17 protein-coding genes are annotated in these 23,611 nt (G+C 59.4%); 6 read left to right on the top strand and 11 right to left on the bottom strand.

The features are described from left to right. Positions 1-18 precede the first annotated feature (18 nt). The 4 genes from QN219_RS17105 to QN219_RS17090 form a co-directional block, all read right to left on the bottom strand. Positions 19-309 carry a glycine zipper 2TM domain-containing protein gene (locus tag QN219_RS17105; protein WP_284000947.1) on the bottom strand — a complete coding sequence of 97 codons (291 nt, stop codon included), beginning with the start codon at positions 307-309 and terminating at the stop codon, positions 19-21. 109 nt (positions 310-418) lie between these two features. Then, entirely contained in the window at positions 419-1,678 is a 1,260-nt protein-coding gene (arcA, locus tag QN219_RS17100; protein WP_284000946.1) for an arginine deiminase, read from the bottom strand. Between the two features lie 15 nt (positions 1,679-1,693). Further along, positions 1,694-3,115, bottom strand: a complete 1,422-nt coding sequence (locus QN219_RS17095) for a basic amino acid/polyamine antiporter (protein ID WP_284000944.1) — start codon at positions 3,113-3,115, stop codon at positions 1,694-1,696. A gap of 418 nt (positions 3,116-3,533) precedes the next feature. Next, the gene (locus QN219_RS17090) at positions 3,534-4,961 is read right to left on the bottom strand and encodes a basic amino acid/polyamine antiporter (RefSeq protein WP_284000943.1); all 1,428 of its coding nucleotides are present in this window, start codon (positions 4,959-4,961) and stop codon (positions 3,534-3,536) included. 305 nt (positions 4,962-5,266) lie between these two features. On the opposite strand from QN219_RS17090, the gene QN219_RS17085 reads away from it, so the two are divergent. The 3 genes from QN219_RS17085 (at position 5,267) to QN219_RS17075 (ending at position 10,382) form a co-directional block, all read left to right on the top strand. Beyond that, positions 5,267-5,746 (top strand): YqhA family protein, encoded by a 480-nt coding sequence (locus QN219_RS17085; RefSeq protein WP_284000942.1) that lies wholly within the window; start codon positions 5,267-5,269, stop codon positions 5,744-5,746. A 338-nt stretch (positions 5,747-6,084) separates the two neighbouring features. Further along, positions 6,085-7,251, top strand: a complete 1,167-nt coding sequence (locus QN219_RS17080) for an efflux RND transporter periplasmic adaptor subunit (RefSeq protein WP_284000940.1) — start codon at positions 6,085-6,087, stop codon at positions 7,249-7,251. Next, positions 7,248-10,382: a multidrug efflux RND transporter permease subunit gene (locus QN219_RS17075; RefSeq protein ID WP_284000939.1), complete on the top strand. Its 3,135-nt coding sequence runs from the start codon at positions 7,248-7,250 to the stop codon at positions 10,380-10,382. The genes QN219_RS17080 and QN219_RS17075 overlap by 4 nt, the downstream gene beginning before the upstream one ends. A gap of 258 nt (positions 10,383-10,640) precedes the next feature. On the opposite strand, the gene QN219_RS17070 is transcribed toward QN219_RS17075, so the two are convergent. After that, a complete protein-coding gene (locus tag QN219_RS17070; RefSeq protein WP_284000938.1) occupies positions 10,641-11,183 on the bottom strand; it encodes a helix-turn-helix transcriptional regulator in 543 nt (180 codons plus the stop codon). 158 nt (positions 11,184-11,341) lie between these two features. Continuing rightward, positions 11,342-13,081 carry a hypothetical protein gene (locus QN219_RS17065; RefSeq protein ID WP_284000937.1) on the bottom strand — a complete coding sequence of 580 codons (1,740 nt, stop codon included), beginning with the start codon at positions 13,079-13,081 and terminating at the stop codon, positions 11,342-11,344. Between the two features lie 490 nt (positions 13,082-13,571). Here QN219_RS17065 and QN219_RS17060 point away from each other — a divergent pair, with 490 nt between their 5' ends. Beyond that, positions 13,572-14,720 carry a hypothetical protein gene (locus QN219_RS17060; RefSeq protein WP_284000936.1) on the top strand — a complete coding sequence of 383 codons (1,149 nt, stop codon included), beginning with the start codon at positions 13,572-13,574 and terminating at the stop codon, positions 14,718-14,720. Positions 14,721-15,028: 308 nt separating this feature from the next. After that, the gene (locus QN219_RS17055) at positions 15,029-15,385 is read left to right on the top strand and encodes a low affinity iron permease family protein (RefSeq protein WP_284000935.1); all 357 of its coding nucleotides are present in this window, start codon (positions 15,029-15,031) and stop codon (positions 15,383-15,385) included. Positions 15,386-15,494: 109 nt separating this feature from the next. Here the strand turns inward: QN219_RS17055 and QN219_RS17050 are convergent, their stop codons facing one another. The 3 genes from QN219_RS17050 to QN219_RS17035 form a co-directional block, all read right to left on the bottom strand. Next, positions 15,495-15,677, bottom strand: coding sequence for a hypothetical protein (locus tag QN219_RS17050; protein ID WP_284000934.1), 183 nt, complete (start codon positions 15,675-15,677; stop codon positions 15,495-15,497). Between the two features lie 758 nt (positions 15,678-16,435). After that, positions 16,436-18,301, bottom strand: coding sequence for an adenylate/guanylate cyclase domain-containing protein (locus QN219_RS17040; RefSeq protein ID WP_284000933.1), 1,866 nt, complete (start codon positions 18,299-18,301; stop codon positions 16,436-16,438). 294 nt (positions 18,302-18,595) lie between these two features. Continuing rightward, positions 18,596-19,396 carry an ion channel gene (locus QN219_RS17035; RefSeq protein WP_284000932.1) on the bottom strand — a complete coding sequence of 267 codons (801 nt, stop codon included), beginning with the start codon at positions 19,394-19,396 and terminating at the stop codon, positions 18,596-18,598. A gap of 829 nt (positions 19,397-20,225) precedes the next feature. On the opposite strand from QN219_RS17035, the gene QN219_RS17030 reads away from it, so the two are divergent. Then, a complete protein-coding gene (locus tag QN219_RS17030) occupies positions 20,226-20,999 on the top strand; it encodes a response regulator transcription factor (RefSeq protein ID WP_284000931.1) in 774 nt (257 codons plus the stop codon). A gap of 499 nt (positions 21,000-21,498) precedes the next feature. Here the strand turns inward: QN219_RS17030 and QN219_RS17025 are convergent, their stop codons facing one another. Both QN219_RS17025 and QN219_RS17020 read right to left on the bottom strand, forming a co-directional pair. Beyond that, complete coding sequence (locus QN219_RS17025) at positions 21,499-22,476, bottom strand: threonine/serine dehydratase (RefSeq protein ID WP_284000930.1); 978 nt, start codon at positions 22,474-22,476, stop codon at positions 21,499-21,501. After that, positions 22,473-23,468: an ornithine cyclodeaminase family protein gene (locus tag QN219_RS17020; RefSeq protein WP_284000929.1), complete on the bottom strand. Its 996-nt coding sequence runs from the start codon at positions 23,466-23,468 to the stop codon at positions 22,473-22,475. The genes QN219_RS17025 and QN219_RS17020 overlap by 4 nt, the downstream gene beginning before the upstream one ends. Positions 23,469-23,611: the final 143 nt, after the last annotated feature.

Here is a 23,611-nt window from a genome sequence, read left to right as displayed (position 1 = left end):
AGCGCCAGGCGGTCGGCTTTATCGGCACCTTGCGATAATGATTGTGCCGTCCGGCTGTCTGTATCTGCAGTTGCCACGGTTGTAAGACGGGGTCGTTGCAGTCCCGACCGCGGCCCCGACCAGGGCTCCGCCAGCCGCACCGGCGACGGTGCTCGTTGTGTTCCCTCCAATCAACTGGCCCGCCACCGCGCCTGTTCCAGCGCCTATCAGAGCTCCGCCCAGGCCGCGTTGGTTCTGTTCGGTGGCGCACCCACCGGCAATCGCGGCCACGGCCGCAAGCGTAAGAGGGAGTATTGTCCTTGGGGCCATGGCATTTCTCCTTTTGTGAGAGCGGCCAGTCTCTGCAAGGTCGGGCTTAGAGATCAGGCGATTTAGGGCAGGGCTACAGTCGCTCCGGGCCAGGAACCGCCGATCTTGGTCAATAGTCCACCGCATCACGAGTAATTGGACAGGTCATGCAATGGCCACCGCCGCGTCCGCGACCGAGTTCGGCGCCCGTGATGGTGATCACTTCAACGCCCGCTTTGCGTAGAAGCGTATTGGTGTAGGTGTTCCGGTCGTAGGCCAGCACCACGCCGGGCGAAAGGCAGACGAGATTTGCGCCGCTATCCCATTGCGTGCGTTCGCGCACATAGGCGTTCCCGCCGGTCTCGACCACGCGCATTTCCTTGAGGCCTAGGGCATCCCGCACCGTTTCGACAAACGAGCCACGATCCTTGTGGAGCGTGAGGGAGCCCGGCTTCTCACCGGGTCTGTAGGAGAATGCCTCGATTTCGTTGACAATGTCGGGGTACATAAGCACGCAGTCGCGGTCGGCGAAGGTGAAGACCGTGTCTAGGTGCATGGCCGCACGTAATTTTGGCATTGCGGCGACGATCACGCGCTGCGCAGCGCCCTTTTCGAACAGGGTTGCGGCGAGCTGGCTGATTGCCTGCCGCGACGTTCGCTCGCTCATGCCGATCAACACGTTGCCTTTTCCGATCGGCATGACGTCGCCGCCCTCAAGCGTGGCGAGACCCCAGTCCATGGTCGGGTCACCCCACCAGACATTGACCTTGCCGGCGAAATCCGGGTGGAACTTGTAGATGGCGGTGGCGAGGATGGTCTCCTCGTGGCGCGCCGGCCAATAAAGCGGGTTGAGCGTCACCCCGCCGTAAATCCAGCAGGTGGTATCACGCGTAAAGAGCGTGTTGGGCAGCGGGGGCAGGAGATACTCTGCCACGCCAGCGGCGTCCCTGATCAGCTCCAACATTTCGCCGCCAAGACTTTCGGGAAATTCATGGGTCGACAACCCGCCTATCAGCGTCTCCGCGAGCTCACGGTCAGGCAGCCCTTCGAGGTAGCTGCGGATCTCGTCTACGAGCTCAAGCCCGACCTGGTTAGGCACGACCTGGTTGTCGAGGATCCACTTCCTGGCCTCGGGAATCGCCACGGTCTGGGCCAGCAGGTTGTGCATCTCGACAACCTCGACGCCGCGGTCTCGCATCTTGGTCATGAAATCGAAATGATCGCGCCGGGCGTTGTCGACCCAGAGGACGTCGTCAAACAGGAGGGCGTCACAATTGCTCGGCGTGAGCCGTTGATGAGCACGTCCCGGCGCGCAGACCATGACCTTGCGTAACTGGCCGACCTCGGAATGTACGCCGAAAGTGTGCTGGGTCGAGCTTTCAGAAGACATGGCACATCTCCTTTTTCAGATCGTCAGGTAGCCGGTGGACAATCCGATGATCGCGGCGATGCAGCCGATGACTGCAGTCGCGAAAATCAGCCAGTCGATGGATGTGTTGAAAACCCGCTTGCCCCGCTCGCGCCTGGCCCAGAAATAGAGGATCGTGCCAGGGGCATACAGAAGAGCCGACAGCAGGACGAACTTGATGCCGCCGGCGACAATCATGAAAAATGTGTAGACAGCGGCGATGCTGGCGATGATCAGGTCGCGGGTGCGTTCACGCGGCCGGACCTCGTAAGTCTCGGCGCGTTGAGCCAGCATGAACCCGAAGGCAGCCACGAACATGTAGGGGATCAGCGACATTGCGCTCGTCAAGTTCAGCATCAGCGCGAACGCGTCCTGCGACCAGTAGGTGCTGATGACGAACAGTTGGACGACGATGTTGGTGAGCCATAGCGCGGCTGCGGGCACCTTGTTTTGATTCTCGGTGCCGAAAAGCCGGGGCATATCGTCCGTGCGCGCGGCCACGTAGAGCACTTCCGCGCACACCAACGACCAGGCGAGATAGGCGCCAAGCACCGAGACGATCACCCCGATGCTGATGAAAACCGCACCCCACGGGCCGACGACGGCAGCAAGCACTCCGGCCATCGACGGCTGGCTCATGGCGGCGATCTCGGGGCGTGTCAGGGCCGCATAGGGCAGCAGCGTGACCAGCACCATCAGCGCGCTGACGCCGATGAAGCCCATGATCGTCGCGGTTCCGATATCGGAGCGCGCCTGCGCATAGCGCGAATAGTTGCTCGCGCCTTCGATGCCGATGAAGACGAAGACTGTCGCCAGCATTGTCGCCTGGATTTGTTGGAGGAGGGTTGCCTCCGGCATCCCCTCGCCACCCCAGAAGTTGAGCCGGAAAAGGTCGAGTTTGAAGAAGAAGAACAGGATGATGATGAAGGCAATAATCGGGATGACCTTCGCGACGGTCACGACGGTGTTGACAAAGGCCGCCTGCTGAATGCCTCTCAAGATCATGAAGTGGAAGAGCCAGATGCCGATCGAAGCGACGAGAATTGCGACTACAGTGTTGCCGTCGCCGAAGACTGGGAAAAAATTGCCAAGCGTGGACTTGATCAGCACCCAGTATGACACGTTGCCGATGCAACTGCCGATCCAGTAGCCGAAGGCGGATAGGAAGCCTGGATAGTCGCCAAACCCTTCTTTGGCATAGGCGAAAACGCCGGCGTCAAGATCGGGTTTGCGTTCCGCCAGCGACTGGAAGACGCGCGCCAGCATGTACATGCCGCCCCCTGCAATGCACCAGGCGATGATTGCGCCGAACGGCCCTGTTGCCACGCCGAATGTCCGCGGAAGCGAGAAAATGCCTGCGCCGACCATGGAACCGACGACCATGCCAGTCAGAGCAAACAGGGAAAGCTTCTGCGCCATCGCTTTACTCCCGGATTCGCCAATGAAAGAGGCGTCTGCGGAGGTGCGGACGCGCGAACAACTCTGGAGATAGCTTGTTTAGACGGGTGAAATTACGGATATCGCAAGCCGGCGTGGGATTTTGAAGCTGCTATCTGCTTCTGGCGCCACTGCTATAGCATACTTGGATTAATCACAATGTTAACGTGTAATACTCAGAATTGCAAGAGCGAATCGATTTGCTGATGAAAAGCCTGACGCAAGGACGTGTCAGCTACAGCCCCGCGCATGTCTTTCATCCGGGTAACGGACACTTAACGTTTTGCATTACTGTATTTTTTCTCAAGTCGACTCGTTTCAAGGAAACAGGCAACGGGGCCCAGCGGAGTGTCTCTGAGCTGAAGATCGGCGAGGCCTGGATCGCGCGAATCTGTGAAATCTATATTGTGATGGAGCCGGTCACGAGACCGTAGATGCCGATAAGGCATCCGGCCACCCCAGCTATGAAGACGAACCATTCCCGAGGGCTGAAGAGCATCTTCTTCTGTTCGCGTCTTGCGTAGAAGAACAGGGCCGTTCCAAGTGCGTAGAGAATGGCGGAAAGCAGGAGGAACTTCAGGCCTCCGGCATAAATCATAAAGGCCGTGTAGATCGTGGCGGCGCCCGCCAAAATCAGATCGCGGAACCGCTCTTTCGGTCTGATGTTGTAGGTCTCCCCGCGCTTGGCGACAAGAAAGCCATAGGCTGCCACTAGCAGGTATGGAATCAGCACCATTGCACTCGTCAGGTTTACCATCAAGCGAAACGCATCCTCCGAGAACAGGGTGCTAATGAGGAAGAGCTGGATCACTCCATTGCTCAGCCAAAGAGCCGCAGCCGGAACGTTGTTGCTGTTCTCCCTGGCGAGTACGCTCGGCATGTCTCCGTTTTTGGCGGCGCAGAAGAGCACTTCGACGCACATCAGCGACCATGCCAGATACGCTCCGAGCACGGAAACGATCAAACCGGCACTGACGAACACGGAGCCCCATGGTCCGACGACGGATTCCAGCACGGAAGCCATCGAGGGTTGCCGCATGCCCGCGATCTCCGGTCGTTCCAGGGCGGCGTAGGGCAGCAGCGTCACCAGAACCATCAGTCCCAACACGACTACGAAGCCCAAGGTTGTGGCCACGCCCACATCGGAACGATTGCGGGCGTAGCGCGAATAGACGCTCGCCCCCTCGACGCCGATGAACACAAAAACTGTGACCAGCATGGTCGCGCGAACCTGCTCGAAGAGGCTCGCCTCGGGCAGGCCCGCGCCGCCCCAAAAATTGGCGCGAAAGAGGCCGGCATCGAACGCGCCGAGCAGGATGACTATGAAGATCAGGATGGGCACGATTTTTGCCACGGTGACGACGGTGTTGATGGCCGCTGCCTCTTTGATGCCTCGCAGGATCATGAAGTGGAATCCCCACAGCGCGACAGAGGAGACAAGCACGGCGGCAACCGTGTTGCCGTCTCCGAAGATCGGGAAGAAGGTCCCGAGGGTCGCCTTGATCAACACCCAGTACGACACATCGGCAATACAGCCGACCAGCCAATAGCCGAGGGCCGAAAGGAAGCCGGCATAGTCGCCGAAGCCGGCCCGCGCATAGGCGTAGACGCCTGCGTCGAGATTCGGCTTGCGTTCCGCGAGCACCCGGAACACGTGAGCCAGGGTGAACATTCCCGCCCCTGCGATACACCAGGCCACGATTGCTCCGAACGGACCAGTCGCATTGCCGAAGGTGCGCGGCAGCGAAAATATGCCCGCTCCCACCATGGAGCCGATGACGAGCGCGGACAGCGAAGCGAGCGAAAGTTTCTGAGCAGTGCTGGTCACGCGGCCTCCGATTGCGCACGGTTGCCTGGTTGAACGAAAAGCACTTACTGATGAGCCGCCCCTAGGTGGTAGGGCCGAAAGGTTGTACCTTTTGCTTCAAAACTTCAAGCTGTAAAATCCCAGGGGACCAGACCAGAGTTAGTTGTGTTAATTTGCGTGTCGCCAGCGCCCGAGAACTGTGGGTGAACGGTATTCCACCGCTTTGGGTAGCCGTCGAGCTGCCGCTGTCAGGGAGAGCGTTCGAACGGGAAGCGCCCCTCCTAACGAGAGTGCCCCGGACCCGCTGCAGAAAGGCAGCAAGGCCAATGATCTCGCTTTTCTTAGGCATCCGCTACATCATGATCCTCGCGTCCATCGGAGTCCTGGGCGGTGCGCTGCTGATGTTTCTTGAAGGCGCGCTTCTTTTGCGCAACGCCTTCACCTTCGTCAGAACAGAGCCGGAGCTTTCGGTGACCGCTGCCGTATTGCGTGCGACGGACAAGTTTCTTTTCGGCATCGTGCTCACCATTTTCGGCTATGCGATCACGTTCGGTTTCGTCATCGACGTCTCGGACGAGGTCCGTAAGAGGGTGCCGCGATGGATGATCCTCAACACCGTCGCGGAAATGAAGATCCTCTTCATCGAGGTGATCATCCTTTATCTCGTCGTTCATTTCGCGACCGTGGTGGCAGAGACCGAGGGGATGCTGGACTGGAACGGTCTCGTGCTGCCGGGCGCGGCACTTCTCCTGGCGGCGGCGATGAAGCTTGTTGCCAGTTCGACGCACGATTTGGGTCCGAAATAGAAGCAATGCCCCCAAAACGCGTTAGTGCCAGCTGGCGCGCGGCTCATTTTTCTTGAAGCACGCTGGCTTTGCGCGTATAACTTGCTAATCTTAAGGCCATACACTTCTAGCGTTGCGGCGTCCGCCGTGCAACCGTGAACGTGCCTACCTCTCGTAAGGTGCTCCCAGCGGGTTACCGATTGAGGCCAATACTAGATGAAGCGATCGTGCTTCCGGCGTGCCAAAAGTCTCGACAGACGCCCCCAGGGCTCTTCTTTTATCGCAAGGCCGCGACAGGCGGCCTGATAGCTTGCCTCTCCAAAGGAGGCTTGGATCGGAAACTCGAAGCGGGGTCTTCGATGTTCAAAACGGCGTTTCGATCTGTGGATCTCGTTCTAGGGGTAAGCGGTCTCCTGCTCTGCTCGACCGGAGACGGTGTCGCCCAGACCAGGCCCGTCGTCGGCGTGATGACCGTTCAAGTCGAGGATGTATCTCCTGCCCATGAATTCGTTGGCCGGGTCGAAGCCCTCAACGCCGTGGATATCCGAGCCAGAGTCGAAGGTTTCCTGGAGAGGCGGCTTTTCGCCGAGGGCCAGAACGTCGAGAAAGGGCAAGATCTCTTCACCCTTGAGCGAACGACTTACGAACTTGCGCTCGAGGATGCACAAACGACCCTGGTCAGCGCCCAGACCAATTTCGACAATGCCGAACGCCAGTTCCAGCGCAACCAGACGCTAAGCCAGCGCACAGTCTCGCAGGCCGTGCTCGAGGAGAGCCAGGCGGCGCGCGACACTGCCCGGGCAAACGTCCTGTCGGCACAGACAAGGGTCAATCAGGCCGAGCTCAATCTCGGCTACACCCACATCAAGGCTCCGATCGGCGGTCGGATCGGCCGCGCTGCCTACTCTGTGGGGAGTCTTGTCAGCCCTTCGTCGGAGCCGTTGGCCCGAGTGGTTCAGACGGATCCCATCCGCGTGGTCTTCTCGGTCAGCGATCGCACCATCCTCGACCTTCGCACGACCGCCGGAGGGGCAGGCAAGGACGAACTGGCAAAAGGCTATGTCCTCAAGCTGCGCCTGTCGAATGGTGAGCCTTACCAGCAGTCAGGGAAGCTCGAATTCTTCGAAAACGAGATCGACGTGCAGACCGGGACGCTTCCGATCCGAGCTCTGTTCGCCAATGCGCAATCGCTCCTCATGCCGGGGCAGTTCGTCACAGTGATTGTCGAGCCGGCGGAGCGGGAAGAACGTCCGGTGGTGCCGGTCGGGTCGGTGGAGCAGGACCGCGAGGGCCGCTTCGTGCTCGTCGTCGACGGCGAGAGCCGTGCCGCCGTGCGACGCATTCGCGCCTCCGTGCAGGTCGGGCAGAATTGGGTGGTCGAGGAGGGCCTGCAGGGCGGTGAGAAGCTGATCGTTGAGGGCCTCCAGCGCGTCTCCCCGGGAGCAGTCGTCGAGGCGCAGAGCGTATCGGCCGGCGACGCCGCAACGGATACTGCCGCGCCGGCGCCAGGATCGTCGAGCCAATGAACCTGTCGGCGCACTTTATCGACCGCCCGCGTCTTGCCATGGTCATCGCCGTCGTGATGGCGATCGCCGGTGCGCTCGCACTCTTCCAGATTCCGATTGCGCAGTTCCCGCAGATCACGCCGCCCGAGGTACAGGTCACCGCCAGTTATCCTGGGGCCAATGCCAGCGTCTTGGAGGAGAGCGTCGGAGCCCCGATTGAGGACCAGGTTAACGGGGTCGAGGACATGCTTTACATGTCGTCCTCAAGCACCAACAACGGGACCTACTCGCTGACTGTGACCTTCGCCGTCGGCACCGATCCGGCACTGGCGCAAGTGAACGTGCAGAACCGTGTCGCGCTCGCCACGCCCCGGCTTCCCGCTTCCGTGACCCAGACGGGGGTCTCAGTGAGAGCGCGCTCGTCCAGCATGTTGATGGGCGTTGCGATCTATTCCCCCGAGGGAACGCGCGACGAGATATTCATCAGCAACTATGCCGCCAACAATATCCGTGATGCGATCGCCCGCGTGGCCGGCGTCGGGGAGGCTGGTATCTTTGGTCCGTCCTACAGCATGCGTATCTGGATGAACCCGGACCGGATGCAGGCCCTAGGCCTCACCGCCGCGGATCTGACGAGCGCAATCCAGGCCCAGAATGCGCAGGCCTCTGCCGGCCAATTAGGGTCTCCGCCTGCAACATCGGGCCAGCAGTTGCAGCTCACAATCATGGCCCAGGGGCGTCTCGCGACCGAGGAGGACTTTTCGAATATCATCGTTCGCACCAATACGGACGGTGCCTTAGTCCGCCTCCGCGATGTCGCGCGCGTGGAACTCGGCGCGCAATCCTACGACACGGCGTCCACTTTCAACGGTCAACCGAGCGCGACGGTCGTCGTCTACCAGAGCGCCGACGCCAATGCGCTTGCCGTGTCGCGGGCAGTGCTCTCCGAGCTCGATCGGCTTTCGCGGCAGTTTCCCGAGGACATGGCCCATGCGATCGTCTTCGACACAACTGCCTTCATCACCGAAACGATCAAGGAGATCGCTATCACGCTTGCGATCACCTTTGCGCTGGTGGTCGCCGTCACCTACTTCTTTTTGCAAGACTGGCGGGCGACCGTCATACCGACGCTGACGATCCCGGTGTCCCTGATTGGCGGGTTTGCCGTCCTTTATCTGCTAGACTACTCGGCCAATACCATTACGCTCTTTGCCGTCATCCTCGCCATCAGCCTGGTCGTCGACGACGCGATCATCGTCGTCGAGAACGTAAAGCGCGTGATGGCCGAAGAGCGGCTGGATGTGCACGACGCGACCCGCCGTACGATGAGCCAAGTCACGGGCCCGATCGTGGCGACCACTCTGGTCCTTGCGGCCCTCTTCGTGCCGATCGCATTCGTGGCCGGAATCACCGGGCAGCTCTACCGTCAATTCGCAGTCACGATCCTGATCACGATTACCTTCTCGACCATAAATGCACTGACGCTCAGCCCCGCCCTGTGCGTCCTCATGCTCAGGCCACCGCGCGAGCAGCGGTCCCGGATCTTTGGGACATTCAATCGGGGCCTCGACGTCTCGCGCAACTGGTACCTCGCGATGCTCGACCGCATGTCCCGGCGGCTCTGGATTGCTTCGGTAATTCTTCTGGCGATCTTTGGCGGAGTCTATGGATTGTTCCGCGCGCTTCCGACCGGTTTCGTGCCGAGCGAGGATCAGGGATACCTTTTTATCAATGTGCAATTGCCCAATGCCGCTTCGCTCGAGCGAACACAGCAGGCGCTGGATACCGTTTCGAGGATCTTACAACGGACACCAGGCGTTGCGAATTCTGTCGGCATCGCCGGCAATAGCATGGTGGGCGGCGGCGGCTCGAACGCCGGAATGGTGATCACAGCGCTAAAACCCTGGGACGAACGCAGGAGCGCCGAGGAGAGCATCGACGCGATCATGAACCGTCTCCGCGCCGAGTTCGGCCGGATACCCACCGCCTCCGTCGTGCCGTTCAACCCACCGGCGATACCAGGCCTTGGCACGACCGGCGGCTTCGACCTCAGGCTTCAGGCGCGCAGCGGCCAGAGCCAGCAGGAAGTTGCCGAAGTCATGCGCGGCCTGATCGTCAAGGCTAACCAGACCCCAGGACTTGCCAGCGTCTTCAGCACCTTTTCGGCGGACGTCCCGCAGGTCTTTCTCAATGTCGACCGCCGCCGGGCCGAGCTCCTCGGGGTTTCAACCGCGACGATCTTCAACTCCATGCAGTCCCATCTCGGCTCCTCCTATGTCGATGATTTCAACATCTTCTCGCGCGTGTACCAGGTGCGGATCCAGGATGAGCCACAGTTCCGCAGCCGCATCGAGGACATTCAGCGCCTGCGGGTGCGCAGCCGGAACGGAGAGCTCGTGCCGCTCCAATCACTGCTCTCCATCTCCACCAGTTACGGGCCGAATGCGATTAACCGCTACAACCTTTTCCCTTCGGCCTCGATCAACGGCCAGGCCGCGACGGGAACGAGCACCGGCCAGGCCCTCGCCACCATGGCGTCGCTCGCGGAGCAAAATCTCCCCGAAGGCTTCGGATTCGAGTGGACAGGACTGGCGCTGCAGGAAGAGCAGGCCGGAAACCAGACCGCCCTCATTCTCCTCATGGGCCTCATCTTCACCTATCTCTTTCTCGTCGGGCAATACGAAAGCTGGAGTGTTCCTCTCGCGGTGATGCTGTCCGTCTCTGTCGCCGTGCTCGGCGCTCTCGTGGGTCTGATGCTCGCCTCGATCGACATCAACATATACGCCCAAATCGGTCTGGTTCTATTGATCGGACTCGCCGCGAAGAACGCGATCCTCATCGTCGAATTCGCCAAGGAACGGCGCGATGAAGGGATGGCGACACCTGCAGCCGCAGCGGCGGGGACAGCTCAACGTTTTCGCCCCGTACTCATGACCGCAATGGCATCCATCCTCGGCGTCATCCCCCTCGTGATCGCCACCGGGGCAGGCGCCGGCAGCCGCCGCGCCATTGGCATGACCGTGTTCGGCGGACTGCTCGTCGGTACCGTCGTCGGTCTTCTTCTAATCCCCGTGCTCTATGTGCTAGTCCAGACCGTCCGGGAGCAGGCCAAGGAACGATTTTTCCGCACCCGCGCAGGACGTAAGGCGTAACCCACCAGGCGCAATCGACTCGACGTCCAGCGGGAGCATTGCCAACGGCTTGCTCCACTGGATCGAGGAGTGCTGTTCCTGCGCGCAGCATCGCGTGGACCGATCGCAGCGAAGTTCGGTTCGTTCCGTAGTTCCCGTTCTGGCTGAAAAAGTCGCATAATGTATCGTCGGGAACTTGGCGCATGGTACGGCTGTTTGACTTCTTTCCACGAACTGTGCGCGTCCACGCCCGCAGTGTGGGTGGCATGGTGCCCTAGATCAACGGGGCGTGATGCGGCCGGTCACGCCTGAGCTCTCTGGACGAGCGAACTGATCGCCGCCCGCCGGTGAGTGCGGTGCAGGTGGCGGCAGAAGCAGTTCCTCAAGGAAAAAAGCAGAGAGCGCGGCGCGGCCGGAGAGTTCGGCCTTGTGGTAAACCGAGGCCGCCTGCTGGCGGATCGTCGCTTCGCTCGCCCCTCGAATTCGCGCGATCTCCTTGTGGCTGAAGCCTTTGAGCAGCAGCAAACCGACCTCCTGCTCCGCTTGCGTGCAGCCCCAAGCCGCGAACTGGCGCTGGATGGCTGCGCCGAGCTCCTGGAAATGGTCGGCCAGGTCGGCGCGCCACTGGGCGTTGCTTTCTCTTATACGCGCGACCTTGTTGCGGAGATCCAAATTGTCAGCCTCCTGCTCGCGAAGGCGCAAGGAAAGTAGCGCCACACAGGCCGAACAGCCAACGAGAAGCGCGATGCTCACGGCCTCCGTCAGCAATTCCGCGACGGTCCACTCCTCGTCCTCTTTCACGACCTCAAGGCCGAGCAACAATGCGAAGGTTCCCACCGCACCTGCGATCAGGATTTGTCGTCCACGCCCCCTGGTCCAGTCCATGGTTCGTTTCCCCGCTTGCATCCCTGCATACGGAAATCAGCGGCCATTTTGCGCCCGTCCGCCGGGCTTCGCAACAGACGGCGCCGAGCAGCGGCTCAGGCCAGGAAGAACCCATCAGTGCCGAGTGGAGCATGGCCCTTCAATATAGCGTCACCGTCGAAGAGCCAACCGGGCACGTCGACATGATCATCGTAGATCTGTGCGAACTGAGATAAGTCTGCCGGATTGTCGTCCGCGAGGAAAAACTCTTCTCGGCTACCGACGTCGGAACTCCCTTCAGCATGAAGCGGCCCGTCCGCGAACTCCAAGGTATCGCCAGCCATCCAGTTGTCGAGCTCGCTACTGGCCTCCTCTTTTTCGCTGTCGCCAGTCGGGTTGTCGGTAGGGTCGTCGTGCTGGAGGCCGTCTACACCGTCTTCGCTCGGCAGAGCACTGTCCGTTTCTTCCGGTTTTGCACCGCCTGCTTCGCGAATGAGCTGATCGAGCGTTTCGGCGGCGATCGGCGCATCGCTGACGGCGACGATTGCATCGTTGAAGTCGCCATCATAATCCGGACTGGTATTCAGCCGGTCCTCGAAACCAACGATCTCGATCCCGCCCGTGCCCGGCACCTTCGAGGATAGCCCTATCGCCTGCATGCTGCCGGCGGGGTTCAACAGATTGCCACCGTCATCAGCGCCAAGCGCACTCAGCGGCTGGATCGGGAGTATGTTGCCGGCATCGTCCATGACGGTTGGAGCGAAGGGGTCGGCGAGGTTCGCTGGCGCCCCGGTCAGCAGATTTTTCAGATGCAGTCCGCCGTCGGCATATTGCTCCACATCGACGCCGATCTCGTCGACTCCGCGCACTAGGAACAGGCATAGGCTTTGACCGTCCGGTACGTCGATAGCGACCGAGGTACCGGACGGCGCATCGGAGAGATCCGCGACGAGTATGCGTGCCTCTCCGAGGGCGCCAGTCGCCTCATCAATTAAATATGCGCCTAGCGCATCGGCGCTCTCCGTCTTGCCACCGACTACCGTGACCTGCTTCGTCGTTCCGGTCCCGGCAAAGTCCGGCGTAGCGAGATCACGTATTTCGCCAAGATTCTCAATCGTCTTTGATTCCTCAAGCGTCGCCAAAGCGGGCGTGACATCGTCGCTATCGTCGGGATCCGCCTGCCCAACCACGCCCCGTCGGTAAATGTCGACCTCCGAGGTGATTGTGCCATCCGGCGCTAGGGCGACTTCGGCGATCTCGCCGATGCCGGGTGCGTAGTATTTGAACTCGACACCGGTGGAGAGGGCAGAACTGTCGATCGTCTTGATGACGTCATCAAAGCCGCCGATGGGCGTTTTGAAACTGAGGCCGGTCTCGGCGACAATGCTTTCATCCTCGGCGATGCCTGGCGCAAATTCTTGGTAGTAGGCAGGGCCGAACTCTGGGGTCGCCTTCATTGCCCAACCGGGCTGATTGCCGGGATCGTCGGCCGACCATTGCCCCTCGTGATTGACGCCGATGAAATTACCGTCGTCGTATTCGTAGTTAACGACGATCTCGCCGAAATACCAGACATTGCCGGCGCTGTCCTGTGCATACCAGTCGAAGGTGTCCTCGAGAATCACGTCCTCCTCATACACGGTATCGCGGATCACTGTCGTGGAGACTCCGCGTACTTCGAATGTTGCCGAGGTGGTGAAGACGTCGTTTCTCTCCGTGGTGATCTCGCCCGTATCGGGATCGATCTCATCGCCCTTGTAGCTCAGCACGTGACCGGGGATCAGCGGGAGGTAAGGATTGTTGATCGGCGCTCCGGGAATGAAGGTCGCCGCACTAAAGTCGGGCAGGATGGCCATGGCTTGTCCTCCGAAGTGATCGCGTCCCGAAGCGCGCTCCAACCGCCCGCTTGGCGCCGGCAGAGAATGCGTTCGCCGTCGCCTCCCGGAAATCCGACAGGCGTCACGCGAAAAATGAGTCGGCCTTTCAAAGACCTGGACGGTCGATCATACGAATGTGAGATGTGGTGCGCGCCGTTGATCTGGTATTAGGCCGACTCCGAGACCCCAGTTGCCGGCGTTGGTGATGGTTACATCATGCGCTATGATCTGCCGGAGGCGTCAAAAGGGACCAATGGATGCGGAGTTCTATCTGCTTGGCTGGACACCGACGGATGTCCGTCCGCACTCGGCTCAACCTCCTCCATGCTCGCCATCCGCGGCCTGGCCGCTCTTACGTTTCACCCGTTCATGCTTCGCGATCACGCCGATACAGGAGGCGTAGGGCCCAAGCGGCAGTAGGTGCGAGGTGCTGACGCGCATCGATCCGCGTCTGCTCGCCTGCATCGGCATGGCGGCGCTGGCGCTCTCCACTGCGGCGCTGGCCGACGATGCCGCGCCGGCACTTGTCGAAGCCTGTACAGCGCCCTGCGCAGCGTATGAAGCTTCTGCGGAACTTCAGAACGACTGGGTGTTTGCCGCCGACCCCGCCTTCCTGAAATCCGACACGGTTGAGCCCACCCTTACAATCGACATACTTCTCGCGCCGATGGACCATCTGCGCCTCGTCACTTCAGTCATCACCGAGTCTGTCGCCGATCCCAGGCCTGGAGAGGATTCAATTTTCGAGGGCGTCGGTACCTATCTGGCCGAATTCTACGCCACTGTCCAAGCGCATCCGGTCGCCATACGGGTCGGAAAATTCGATACGATCTTCAGCCTTGCCAGCGAAGTTGCGCCAGGGATCAACGCGACGGACCTGGTCTCGGATTTCGATGCGGACGAGCGCATCGGCGCCGAGGTCGTGCTCGGCTTCGGCGGCCTTGGAATGGAGCACGCCCTCGCCGCGACGGCGTTCACGACGGACCGCAGTATTTTCAGCGATTCCCTGTTCACTAGCCGGGGCCGGACAAGGCTATCGGATGGCGGCGCGGGCAACACCGAGGGTCTTTCGTCGCTTTCGCTTGTGCTTAACGGCTGCAGTGGGGCAGAGCCGATCGATTGCTACATGGACGGTGATTTCGGTTACAGGTTGGGCCTTCGTCATCAGCGGGCTGGTGCGCCCGCCGGTGAGGACGACGAAGAGGGGTTAAACCAGGGCGACGAAGTTGCCTACCTGGCCGCCGCAACCGCGGGCCTGGAGTTTGACGAGATGACGTTCAGGCTGCTCGGTGAAGCGGCCTACCTTCGGCACTTCGACGGCGGCCCGGACGATGGCCTGGTCCTGACAGGCTCCGCGGCCATTGAGGTCGAGCCGTTAACCTACGTCGCGACATACACGCGACAATTCAACCTTGTCGACGGAGGGCCGGACACTCGAGAGCACCTGGCAGATTTTGAGGTCATCTACGAGCCTGACGATAGTGAACGATCCGGTGGGACGGCGTGGAAACTTGCCGTCGCCTATACGCTCGCACGCGAGGCCGATGAAGAGACCGCCCACGCTTTCAGCCTCCGAGCGGTTTTCGATTTGGGTGGAAGTGTGGAACTCGGCCCGTAGGCGTCCATGGCGAATAAGTGGTCTTGTCGAAAACGCGCGCGGACCGAACCAGTGAGAGCTTGAGATAACCTTTCCAGTATGGACGTGGGGGTGCCATCGTTCATCTCCCTTAGCTTGCACGGCGACGCTGAGCAGGTGCGCTCTTCGCCGCGGTCTTTGTCCTTGCGATACGTTGTTCGTCGCCGAGGGCCCCTAACGGTCAACGCCCACGAACCGCATGGCTTGAGTATTCGCCAGACCAATACCTAATCCGAACTAGATCGCTTTTGGCGCGTTAATGACAGCACCGATTTTGCGGAGAACTGACAGTGAATCACCTTCTTTTTCGAATTGCTGATTTTCTTTCTCGCCCCCCGGGCTTCTATTTTGTAATTGCGGCAATGGTCGTCAGCACCGCTTTGGTGCCTTTCGGCCTTACAAGCGTCATCACCTACGCGCTGTCAGTCGCAGCAATAGTGATCACGAGTGTCGTTTTGATCCAAGGCTATCGCGACACGGCGGCGATCCACGCCAAGCTGGACGAAATCATCGTGTCACTGCGCGAGACCCGGAACGAAGTGGTCGGCCTGGAGCACGAAGAGCCAGAGCACATAGCGGCGGCAGTCGAGCGGCTGGAAGAGGAAGCTAACGAGCAAGACGCGGTCGGTCGGGAGACCGCAACATAGCGGAATTCATGTACGCTCCACGGCCGAGAATATTGAGCGCTATTACGCAGGAGATTACGGCGACGAACACTGCGATACCTTGTGCGGAGGCCCTGTGCGCCCGCCCGAACTACACCGCCCCACCGGTAACCGGATTAACTCTCGGCTTTTCGCTCGTGTCCTTAGCACCGGGAGGCTGGACCGTCGGGGGTGCAATCGACTCCTCGTCCGGATGCTTCTTGCGATCCGCAGGTTGATGGACGTCTTTCGGCTTCGCCTGCTCAGGCTTTGCATTGGTGTCTTTCGTTCCCATTGAGCATCTCCTTCGGGAGAGAGAACGGTGTTGGGAGCTTGGCGGTTCCGTGTTTGGTATTCAAGCGGCGGGAATGGGCTCCACCGCTACTCCTTCCCATCCAACACAATCTTCAACGTTCTTGTGATGTCGGCCGCATCCAAGAGTGCGTCTCTACTTCGGACGCAGGCAGGCTATCAGCGCGCGCGGCGGCAACCTGCAGTTCGATCACGACATCCTTCGTCGGTTGCTGCCGGGTATGCCGGTCTGCTCGCGCATGTCGCGTATCGTGACGATCGACCGATTGAGCAGCCCTTTGACCTCGAACGTGGTCAGCCTGTCCGCTTCGTCGGCGGCTCGGCAATGAAGGCGGTCGTGGGGCTATCCTACCTGGGGTAAATCAACAGTCGAACGGCAATTCAGGAACGTCTTCGCCATCATGGATGAAGCCCGCCGGCAGTCTATCATCCGCTACTACATGGAGAAGTACGAATGTGGTCGCGAGGAGGCTATGCGCCGGGCCGTTGATGAGCGCCAACGCGAGGCTAACAGGTGGTAGCGGAGCAATCGGCGGCGTGACGGCGTCAGGGGCAAATGTCGCACATCGGATTTTGGCCTCCCACCAGCGCATCGGGCTGCCACAATGGAGGCGTCTTGTATCTGCGCTGAACTTTGTTCGGATTGCCTATCCCGACTGGTAGAGTTCGAGCATAGTCCGTGGAGTGGTCCGCTGTTTGGATCTGTTCCAGGCCGAGGCAATCAGCCGAGCTGGATCGAGGCTATTGCGGAGAGCCACTCGGAAGGCCGGCACGCGCAAGGTCAGCGGCGGCCTGATCGAGAATGGAAGGATCGCGGAAGTTCCAGGTCTGCCGCCAGGACTGGATCGTCGCCGTCGGCGCTGCCTTGAGCATCTTCGCGACGGCAGCTCTGGCCTCTGCTTCTTGCCCAAGACGCATGTGGGCGACGGCGAGTTGCAACGGAGCATCGGCAAATTCCGTCGTCTTCAGCACCTCGACGGCTTCTTCGTTTTTGCCGAGCACGATGTAGATGAAACCTCGCACGTAGTTAAAGAACCAAGACAAGCCTGGATCCCGCGCGGCCGCAGTGTCGGTCAGCTCCAGCGCCTTTTCGGTTTGACCGGCTTGTAGGAAGATGCTTCCTGCATCGGTGAGGGTGAAGGCGTTATAGGGTGCCGCCGCAAGGGCCCTGTTCATTGCGGCAACAGCGCCATCATGGTCCCGCTTGAGCGTCAGCAGCCAAGCGTTGAGCCAGTTTGCCAATCTCGTTACCTGCGGGCTTAGGTTCTTGTCTGCGAGGACTTGGTTGACCAGCCGCCCTGCCTCTTGAAGATCGGCCTGCGGGTCAGGACTGTAGAGCAGCGCAGCTTTCAACCAGTGAGACCATCCAAGCTCCACCGTCAGCAGCGGGGAGCCTGGGAACACCTGCAGCCCCTGTCGAGAGATTTCACCCGATCGCTCGATGCCTTCCTTCGTGTAGAGATTCAACTGGCTTTCCGCACGCAGGTAGTAGTCGTATTCAGCTAGGTTGGTGCTGTCCTTCCCCCAAGCCTGACTGTAATCAGCCTTGCGAATGGCCCCGAACTCACCCGTCATCGCCCCCACGATCTTCCCGGTTAACTCATCCTGAAGCGCCCAGGGGTCGGTTCCGGCCTTGTCGAAGCGGTCTGCCCAGACATGCTCGCCCGTGTTGGCGTTGATTAGTTGTGCGATAATGCGGATCCTGTGGGCTTCTCTGCGCACGCTACCCTCGACGACATAGCCAACGCCCAGCTCCTTGCCGATTTGGCGGATGTCGCCTTCCTTGCCTTGGTAAGCGAAGGAAGAGGTTCGCGAAACGACCGCAATATCGGAAAACCGCGAAAGGATGGCGATGACGTCGTTCGCCAGTCCTTCTCCCATGTATCCCAGACTCTTGTCGGCACTCAGATCCTTGAAGGGAAGCACGGCGACAGACGGGATCGTACTGACTTCCCCAGGAGAGGACATTGATAGCGGATTATAGAGCGCCACCCATACGGCGACTACGGCCGCCACGGCGGCTGCCGGCACGCCAAGTGCCCACCACAGTCGGCCGCTCCCGCGCTTGTGCAGAATGCGTCGGCGTGGCGGGGCGTCGACGCGCACGTGGTAGACGTCGACAGGCTCTTCGATGTTCTTGACCTTCTGCCGCCCGGCGGAGTCGAAGCCAAAGGCGAGCTTTTTCTCGACCTCCTTTGCCACCTTTCCTGAAACACAGATGCCGCCTGGACGCGCGAGTTGCTCCAGCCTGGCCGCGACGTTCACGCCTTCTCCGTACCGGTCGTCGCCGTCGACGATTACTTCTCCGATATTGATGCCGATCCGGACGTCAAACCTTTCCTCCTCCGGGACTGCAGCATTTCGCTCTGCCATTCCGCGCTGGAGAGACACGGCGCATTCGACAGCGTCGACAACGCTCGCAAACTCCGCGAGAAGGCCATCGCCCATGAGCTTGAATACCCGCCCATGATGCCTCGCAATCTCTGGTTCAAACAGCTCAGTGCGTCGCGCCCGAAGGCGTTCAAAGGTCGCCGCCTCGTCTTGCTCCATCAATGCGGAGTACCCGACCACGTCGGCGGCCAGGATTGCAGATAATCTGCGCTCCATGTCTTAGTCCCCAACATGAATTCCCCGCAAACATTGTACACGACTCTGCCGTATATTTCATGGCCGTCTAATAAAGGTTCTTTCAAAGAGAAACGCCATCGCAAGCGATAACGGCACAGAGAGATGTCCCCGCTACGTGCTCGAAAGATCGTATCGCTGGGAACTCCAGCCCGGCAGGCTAGCGTGCTGCGTCAACTGGCCCGTTTGATTCATGAGAGAATCGTCGCCAATGCCCTGCTGCCGCTGCTACCTTTGGCGAAGTCTGCGGCGATTGGGCCACCCACCGCTGGCATGTCAATCACCTTCATCGGGAATATTGAGCAGGTGGCCGCACGCCTTGCAGTGGACGGCGTCTGCATCGTGCCGCTGCAAACCGCATTGCGGGCACGGGAAAGTCACCTTGTGGGGGCGAACCACTGCCTGGGCGAGGCGGACGAAAAGCGAAATCCCCACGATCATCGTAACTACGGAGGTGAGCTTACCAAGCACGCCCGGCAGAGTGATATCTCCGAAGCCCGTCGTCGTGACAGTGGCCACCGTGAAATAAAGGGCATCCACGAAGCCCTCGCCACCTTCTCGATGGTAAAAGAACGTCGTGTAGACGAACCCCGTGACAACAAAGAGGAACACGAGAAAGTTCAAGCAGGCTCGAACGATGTCCTGTAGATGCGACCACCCGGCGCGGCGCAGGCCTTCCCGAAGCAGTGGACTTTTGCCGATTGCCCAGATCCGCATCACCCTGAGAAATGCGAAGTTGAACAGCAGATGAGGGAAGAGAAGTGTGCCGAGAATGACTAGATCGACCCAGGTCATCGGCCGTCGGAAAAAGCGCCCTATCGAAGGAGCGGCCAAAGCCCTAGCGATAAGCTCGCAGCCGATCCATGCGGCGATGGTGTAGTCGATGATGAGGTAGGATGGGCCTTCCCTCAGATAGGGGCCAAGGATGAAGAAAGCGAGGATGCTGAGGTCAATGACGGCCAGCAGCGCTTGCCAGCGTAACGCCCAGGCATCCCGGCCCCGTTCTATTCGTTGGAGCGCCAGCCTCGTCGAGCGAACAATCGACAGCGGCATGGACGGCTGATCGATCCTGTCCATGGATCGGGAGATAGAGGGGGCGAATCTCGGATCAAGGAGGCCCGATGCCGCTCGGCGGGCGCAACCTGGTTTTCCGAACGGCTTTGCGTTCACCTCTGATGACTTCGGCGGTGTTGCCGCCGGCGTGAACGCCGCGCTCGCCCATCTCGGGTCGCGTTACCCTTCGAAGCGGCGGTCGCTCGTGCGAACGTGGAGGAGGGAGATGAGATAGCAGCGCCCCCAGGGCCGAAGCGGCGTGAGTAGCGATCGCCTGGTTGCACCGCTGCCCACACGGCAACGGAGGGAAAGGAGGAACAATCACGTGAATCAAGAGCGCGTGACATTTCCCGTGAGTTGGACGTCGCCGTCGGCGAGGCGGTCACCTCCACCAAAGGCGGTTCCAGGGACCTTGCCGCGACGGGCTGGACGGCTCCTTCGACACCGGGCGGCTTGCCCATCTCGTCGTCGGGGCAAAGATCTTCGAGAATTTGTTTCCAGCCATAATTGCATAGTGCGGAAGCCTCGGTCCGATTCCTCTCAAGGCGAGGGATAAACAGTGGACGTCCCGAATCGGCCGTCTACCGATCTGAGTTAGTCCATTTTGAGTAGAAATGAACGGCGGGATAACTATCGGAACTGGGTGATAATGACAATGGCGCTCGCTGGTTGTATTGATAAATCATAATTAGTTCTAAGTATTGAGTGACGGCGTTGGCCGAAAGTACTTAATTTCAATACCATTAATATTTGAGCCCTCACTAGAACACTATCGTAAATGCAGGAATATTTACGACACATCCAGGTAGCGACACAGGATCCGCAAAATACAGGGTGTGCCAAGGAGGGATAAATGTACCGCACGAGCTCGACCGTGAGCAATTTTGAAGATAGCAACAAGGTATTGCCGAAGAAAAGCAAGATTGTAGTGCTCGCGAAGACCGACCTGTTCGCCGAATGTCTGACGCAGGCGATCAGCGTGCGTTTTCAAGATCGGGACGTCGTAAGCCTTTCCAGCGCCGAGCGTCTCCTGGACGGCAAACTTACCAACGTAAGCCTGATCATGCTCTACAGTCTGCCGGTGGCAGCACTTTCATCGATCATGAGGATGGTCCACGAGTTCCATCCGAAAGCCGCGATCGGCCTGATGGCGCAGGATGCGGACGAGCTCGACTCGTCGATCGCGGGATTTGTCAACGAAGGGTTGGTTCACGGCGTGCTGCCCCTGAATCTCAGTCTCGACGTATGCCTTACCGCCATCGATCTCTTGATGAAGGGCGGCGAGCATTTTCCCGCCGCGTTGTTTCGCCGCCTGGCGCCGAGAGCGCTCTCAGGCAGCGGCCTTGTCGAGCAAAAACAGGCGTCTTCGGAAGCCGTCGATCTGGAACGCAGGACCGACCTTGGCCAAGGCCTCCTGACGACTCGCGAGATCCAGATTCTCGATCTCATCTGCATGGGCACACAGAACAAGATCATCGCTGATCGTCTCGGGCTTTCCGAAAACACCGTTAAGGTGCATGTCCGCAACCTCTACAAGAAAATGAACGTGCGCAACCGGACGGAGGCGGCGTCGCGCTACTTCCGGAGCGACGCTGATCTGGTCTCGCTCCGCGCACCATCACGTTGACGGAACTGACCGAAGTTTCGGCTTGAATGTCATGGCGCCGCGCGACTACGGCGCTGCGCGGCTTGTAAGTCGACCGTGAACAAACGGCGGACTTAAACGGCGAATGCCCTCGGCCTGCTTTAGCGGCAGCCACAAGGACGAACCGCCATTCAGCCTAGACGGCAAAGGAGCAGCAGGATTTCGCGTTTTTAGCGGCGACGTCTTGCGCGAGTACGTCGGCAGTACGCAAAGGCTCCCTCGATCAACCAATCGAATCCCTCGGGTAACCGCTTTTCGTGATCGTCCGCCCGCCGCAACCGCCGGATCCAGCGCGGAGCCAACTAGTGGTGAAACTGGCGCTCAAGATCCGACAAGACTCCCGCTCTGGGTGGCAAGCGGTCTTCGCCAACCTGATCGCCGAATGACGTGTTCGGGCCGCATTCCGGCCTGGTGCCTGGCGAAGAAGATCGCAAACGTTTAATTTCGATCGGGGTGGTGAACTGACCGAAGCTGGAACTGATTACCCCGCTAAATTGTATATCTCGGCAAGGTCGCGTAGACCCCAGTTCCCGCCAGACAACACCGCACAGACTTTTTCATCGGGCTTGACGTCTATGGTGCCCGCCAACAGTGCTCCGACGCCAATCGAGGCGGCGGGTTCAGCGATCAATTTCGCATCCTTGGCAAGAGCACGCATCCCAGCGATGATGTGCTCGTCTTCAACAAGAACAATCTCGTCCACATACTTTTCGATAATCGGATACGGGTTTTGCCCCGGAACGCTTATCCTCAAGCCATCCGCAATGGTGTTCTTCAAGGGAAGCGATGTGCGCTCCTTGTTTATCCGGCTGTGAAAATACTTCGGTGTCAAAGCAGGCTCTGCGCCTATGACGCGCACCGATGGTTTCGTTTCCTTTATGGCGGTCGCGATTCCCGAGATTAGGCCTCCGCCGCCCACGGGAACGATGACCGTATCTACATCGTCCAGATCCTGCAGTATTTCACACCCGATCGTTCCCTGACCGGCCATCACGATGGGGTCCTCAAAAGCGTGAACAGCCGCGTATTTGTTTTCTTCCGCGATTTCATACACCCTTTTCCATCTGGCGGCGGTGTCGCCGTCGAAAAGAATGACTTCTGCCCCGAGGGCTTTGGTGTTTTCGATCTTGATTTTGGGCGTGGTGACCGGAAGGACCAATATCGCCTTTACGCCCAGCATCCTGGCGGCATAAGCAAGCCCTTGGGCATGATTGCCCGACGACGTCGCAATAATGCCGTTTGCGATCTCTTCTCTCGAAAGCGACAGAGCCTTGTTCAGGGCGCCGCGAATTTTGAATGCGCCCGTAATCTGCAGGGTTTCGGGTTTGAGGTATAGCTGACAACCAGCGGCTTTCTCGATTTTGTCCGCACGCAACAGCGGCGTGTGCCTGACGTGCGGTTTCAGCCGTTCCCGAGCTTCACGGATGTCCTGAATGGTGGGGTGGTTGCGCATTTTCATTGCTCAAAAAACTGAAAGAACGTGCCAACGTTATTGGCTATTGCGTTCTGATAGATTTTGCTGGCCGTCGTATTGTCTTGTATGGCCATCCCAGTGGAATCGAAAATCGTGATCTCGTCATCACTTTCTCGTCCTGCCTTCCTACCCAACAGTACCTCGCCGATTTCGCCATGGATGTCGTTTTTGGCGATGATGTTTCTATTCAGCGGGTGCCAGGTCTCGCCCTTTTCTGTGCATTGCGAGATCGAGTCGACGATGATTTTCGCGTTCCTGAATAGCTCCGGATCCAGCTCCTGTTTGCCGCGTTGATCTGTGCCGATGGCAACGATGTGTGTGCCGGGCTTCACCCAGTCCGCTTCCACAAGCGACCCCGTCCCGCGGGTCGTCGTAATCAAGATATCGGCCTGCTCAACGGCTTCTTTTTTGGAATTGGCCACGATTACAGGAATGTCAAATTCGCTTTCGATATCCGTCTTGTATCTGGAAAGCGTATCCGGGGTACTGTCCCATGCGTGAATCTCTTCGATCTTCATGATCTCGTTGATCGCCCGGATTTGCATTCTTGCCTGATTTCCTGTGCCGATCGATGCGATCGTCCTGGCGTTCTTCCTCGCCAGGGCTTTGACGGAGACGGCTCCAGCCGCGCCCGTTCTGAGGCCAATGATCAAGCTCCCATCCATGACGCAAATCAATGCACAGCTCCTGGCATCAAACAGGAGAATGGTCCCCATGCCACTCGGCACGCCGTGCGCTGTCGGGTTATTAATGAACCCTCCAGAAGATGCTTTCATGGAGATCACTTCATTGACTTTGTAGTAACCAAGCTTGAAGTCGATTTCCCCACGAGGCGATGGGAGATGCATACCTATATAATCAGGTTGTTCCACCTGATCGCTGCTGAAGGCCCTGTAAGCCTCTTCCACCGCTCCGATGACTTCCGTCATGCCGATTAGCCGTCTTACTTCATCCTTCTTAAGCAGCAGCGTTTTCATGCATGACCTCTGTCTTTGGATTCATGGGATGCCTCGGCACAGCACGGCCTTTATCGCAATCACCATAGTGGGAGAGCTGGGAGACTGGTGGCCGTGTTCGCCGTGACCTGAAGCAGATTGTTTTGTATTACACAGGAGCTTAG

Source organism: Sinorhizobium sp. 8-89, assembly GCF_030124325.1.
GTDB lineage: Bacteria > Pseudomonadota > Alphaproteobacteria > Rhizobiales > Rhizobiaceae > Sinorhizobium.
Note: the sequence above shows the minus strand (reverse complement) of the source record. Positions and strands in the feature narration are given on the sequence as shown.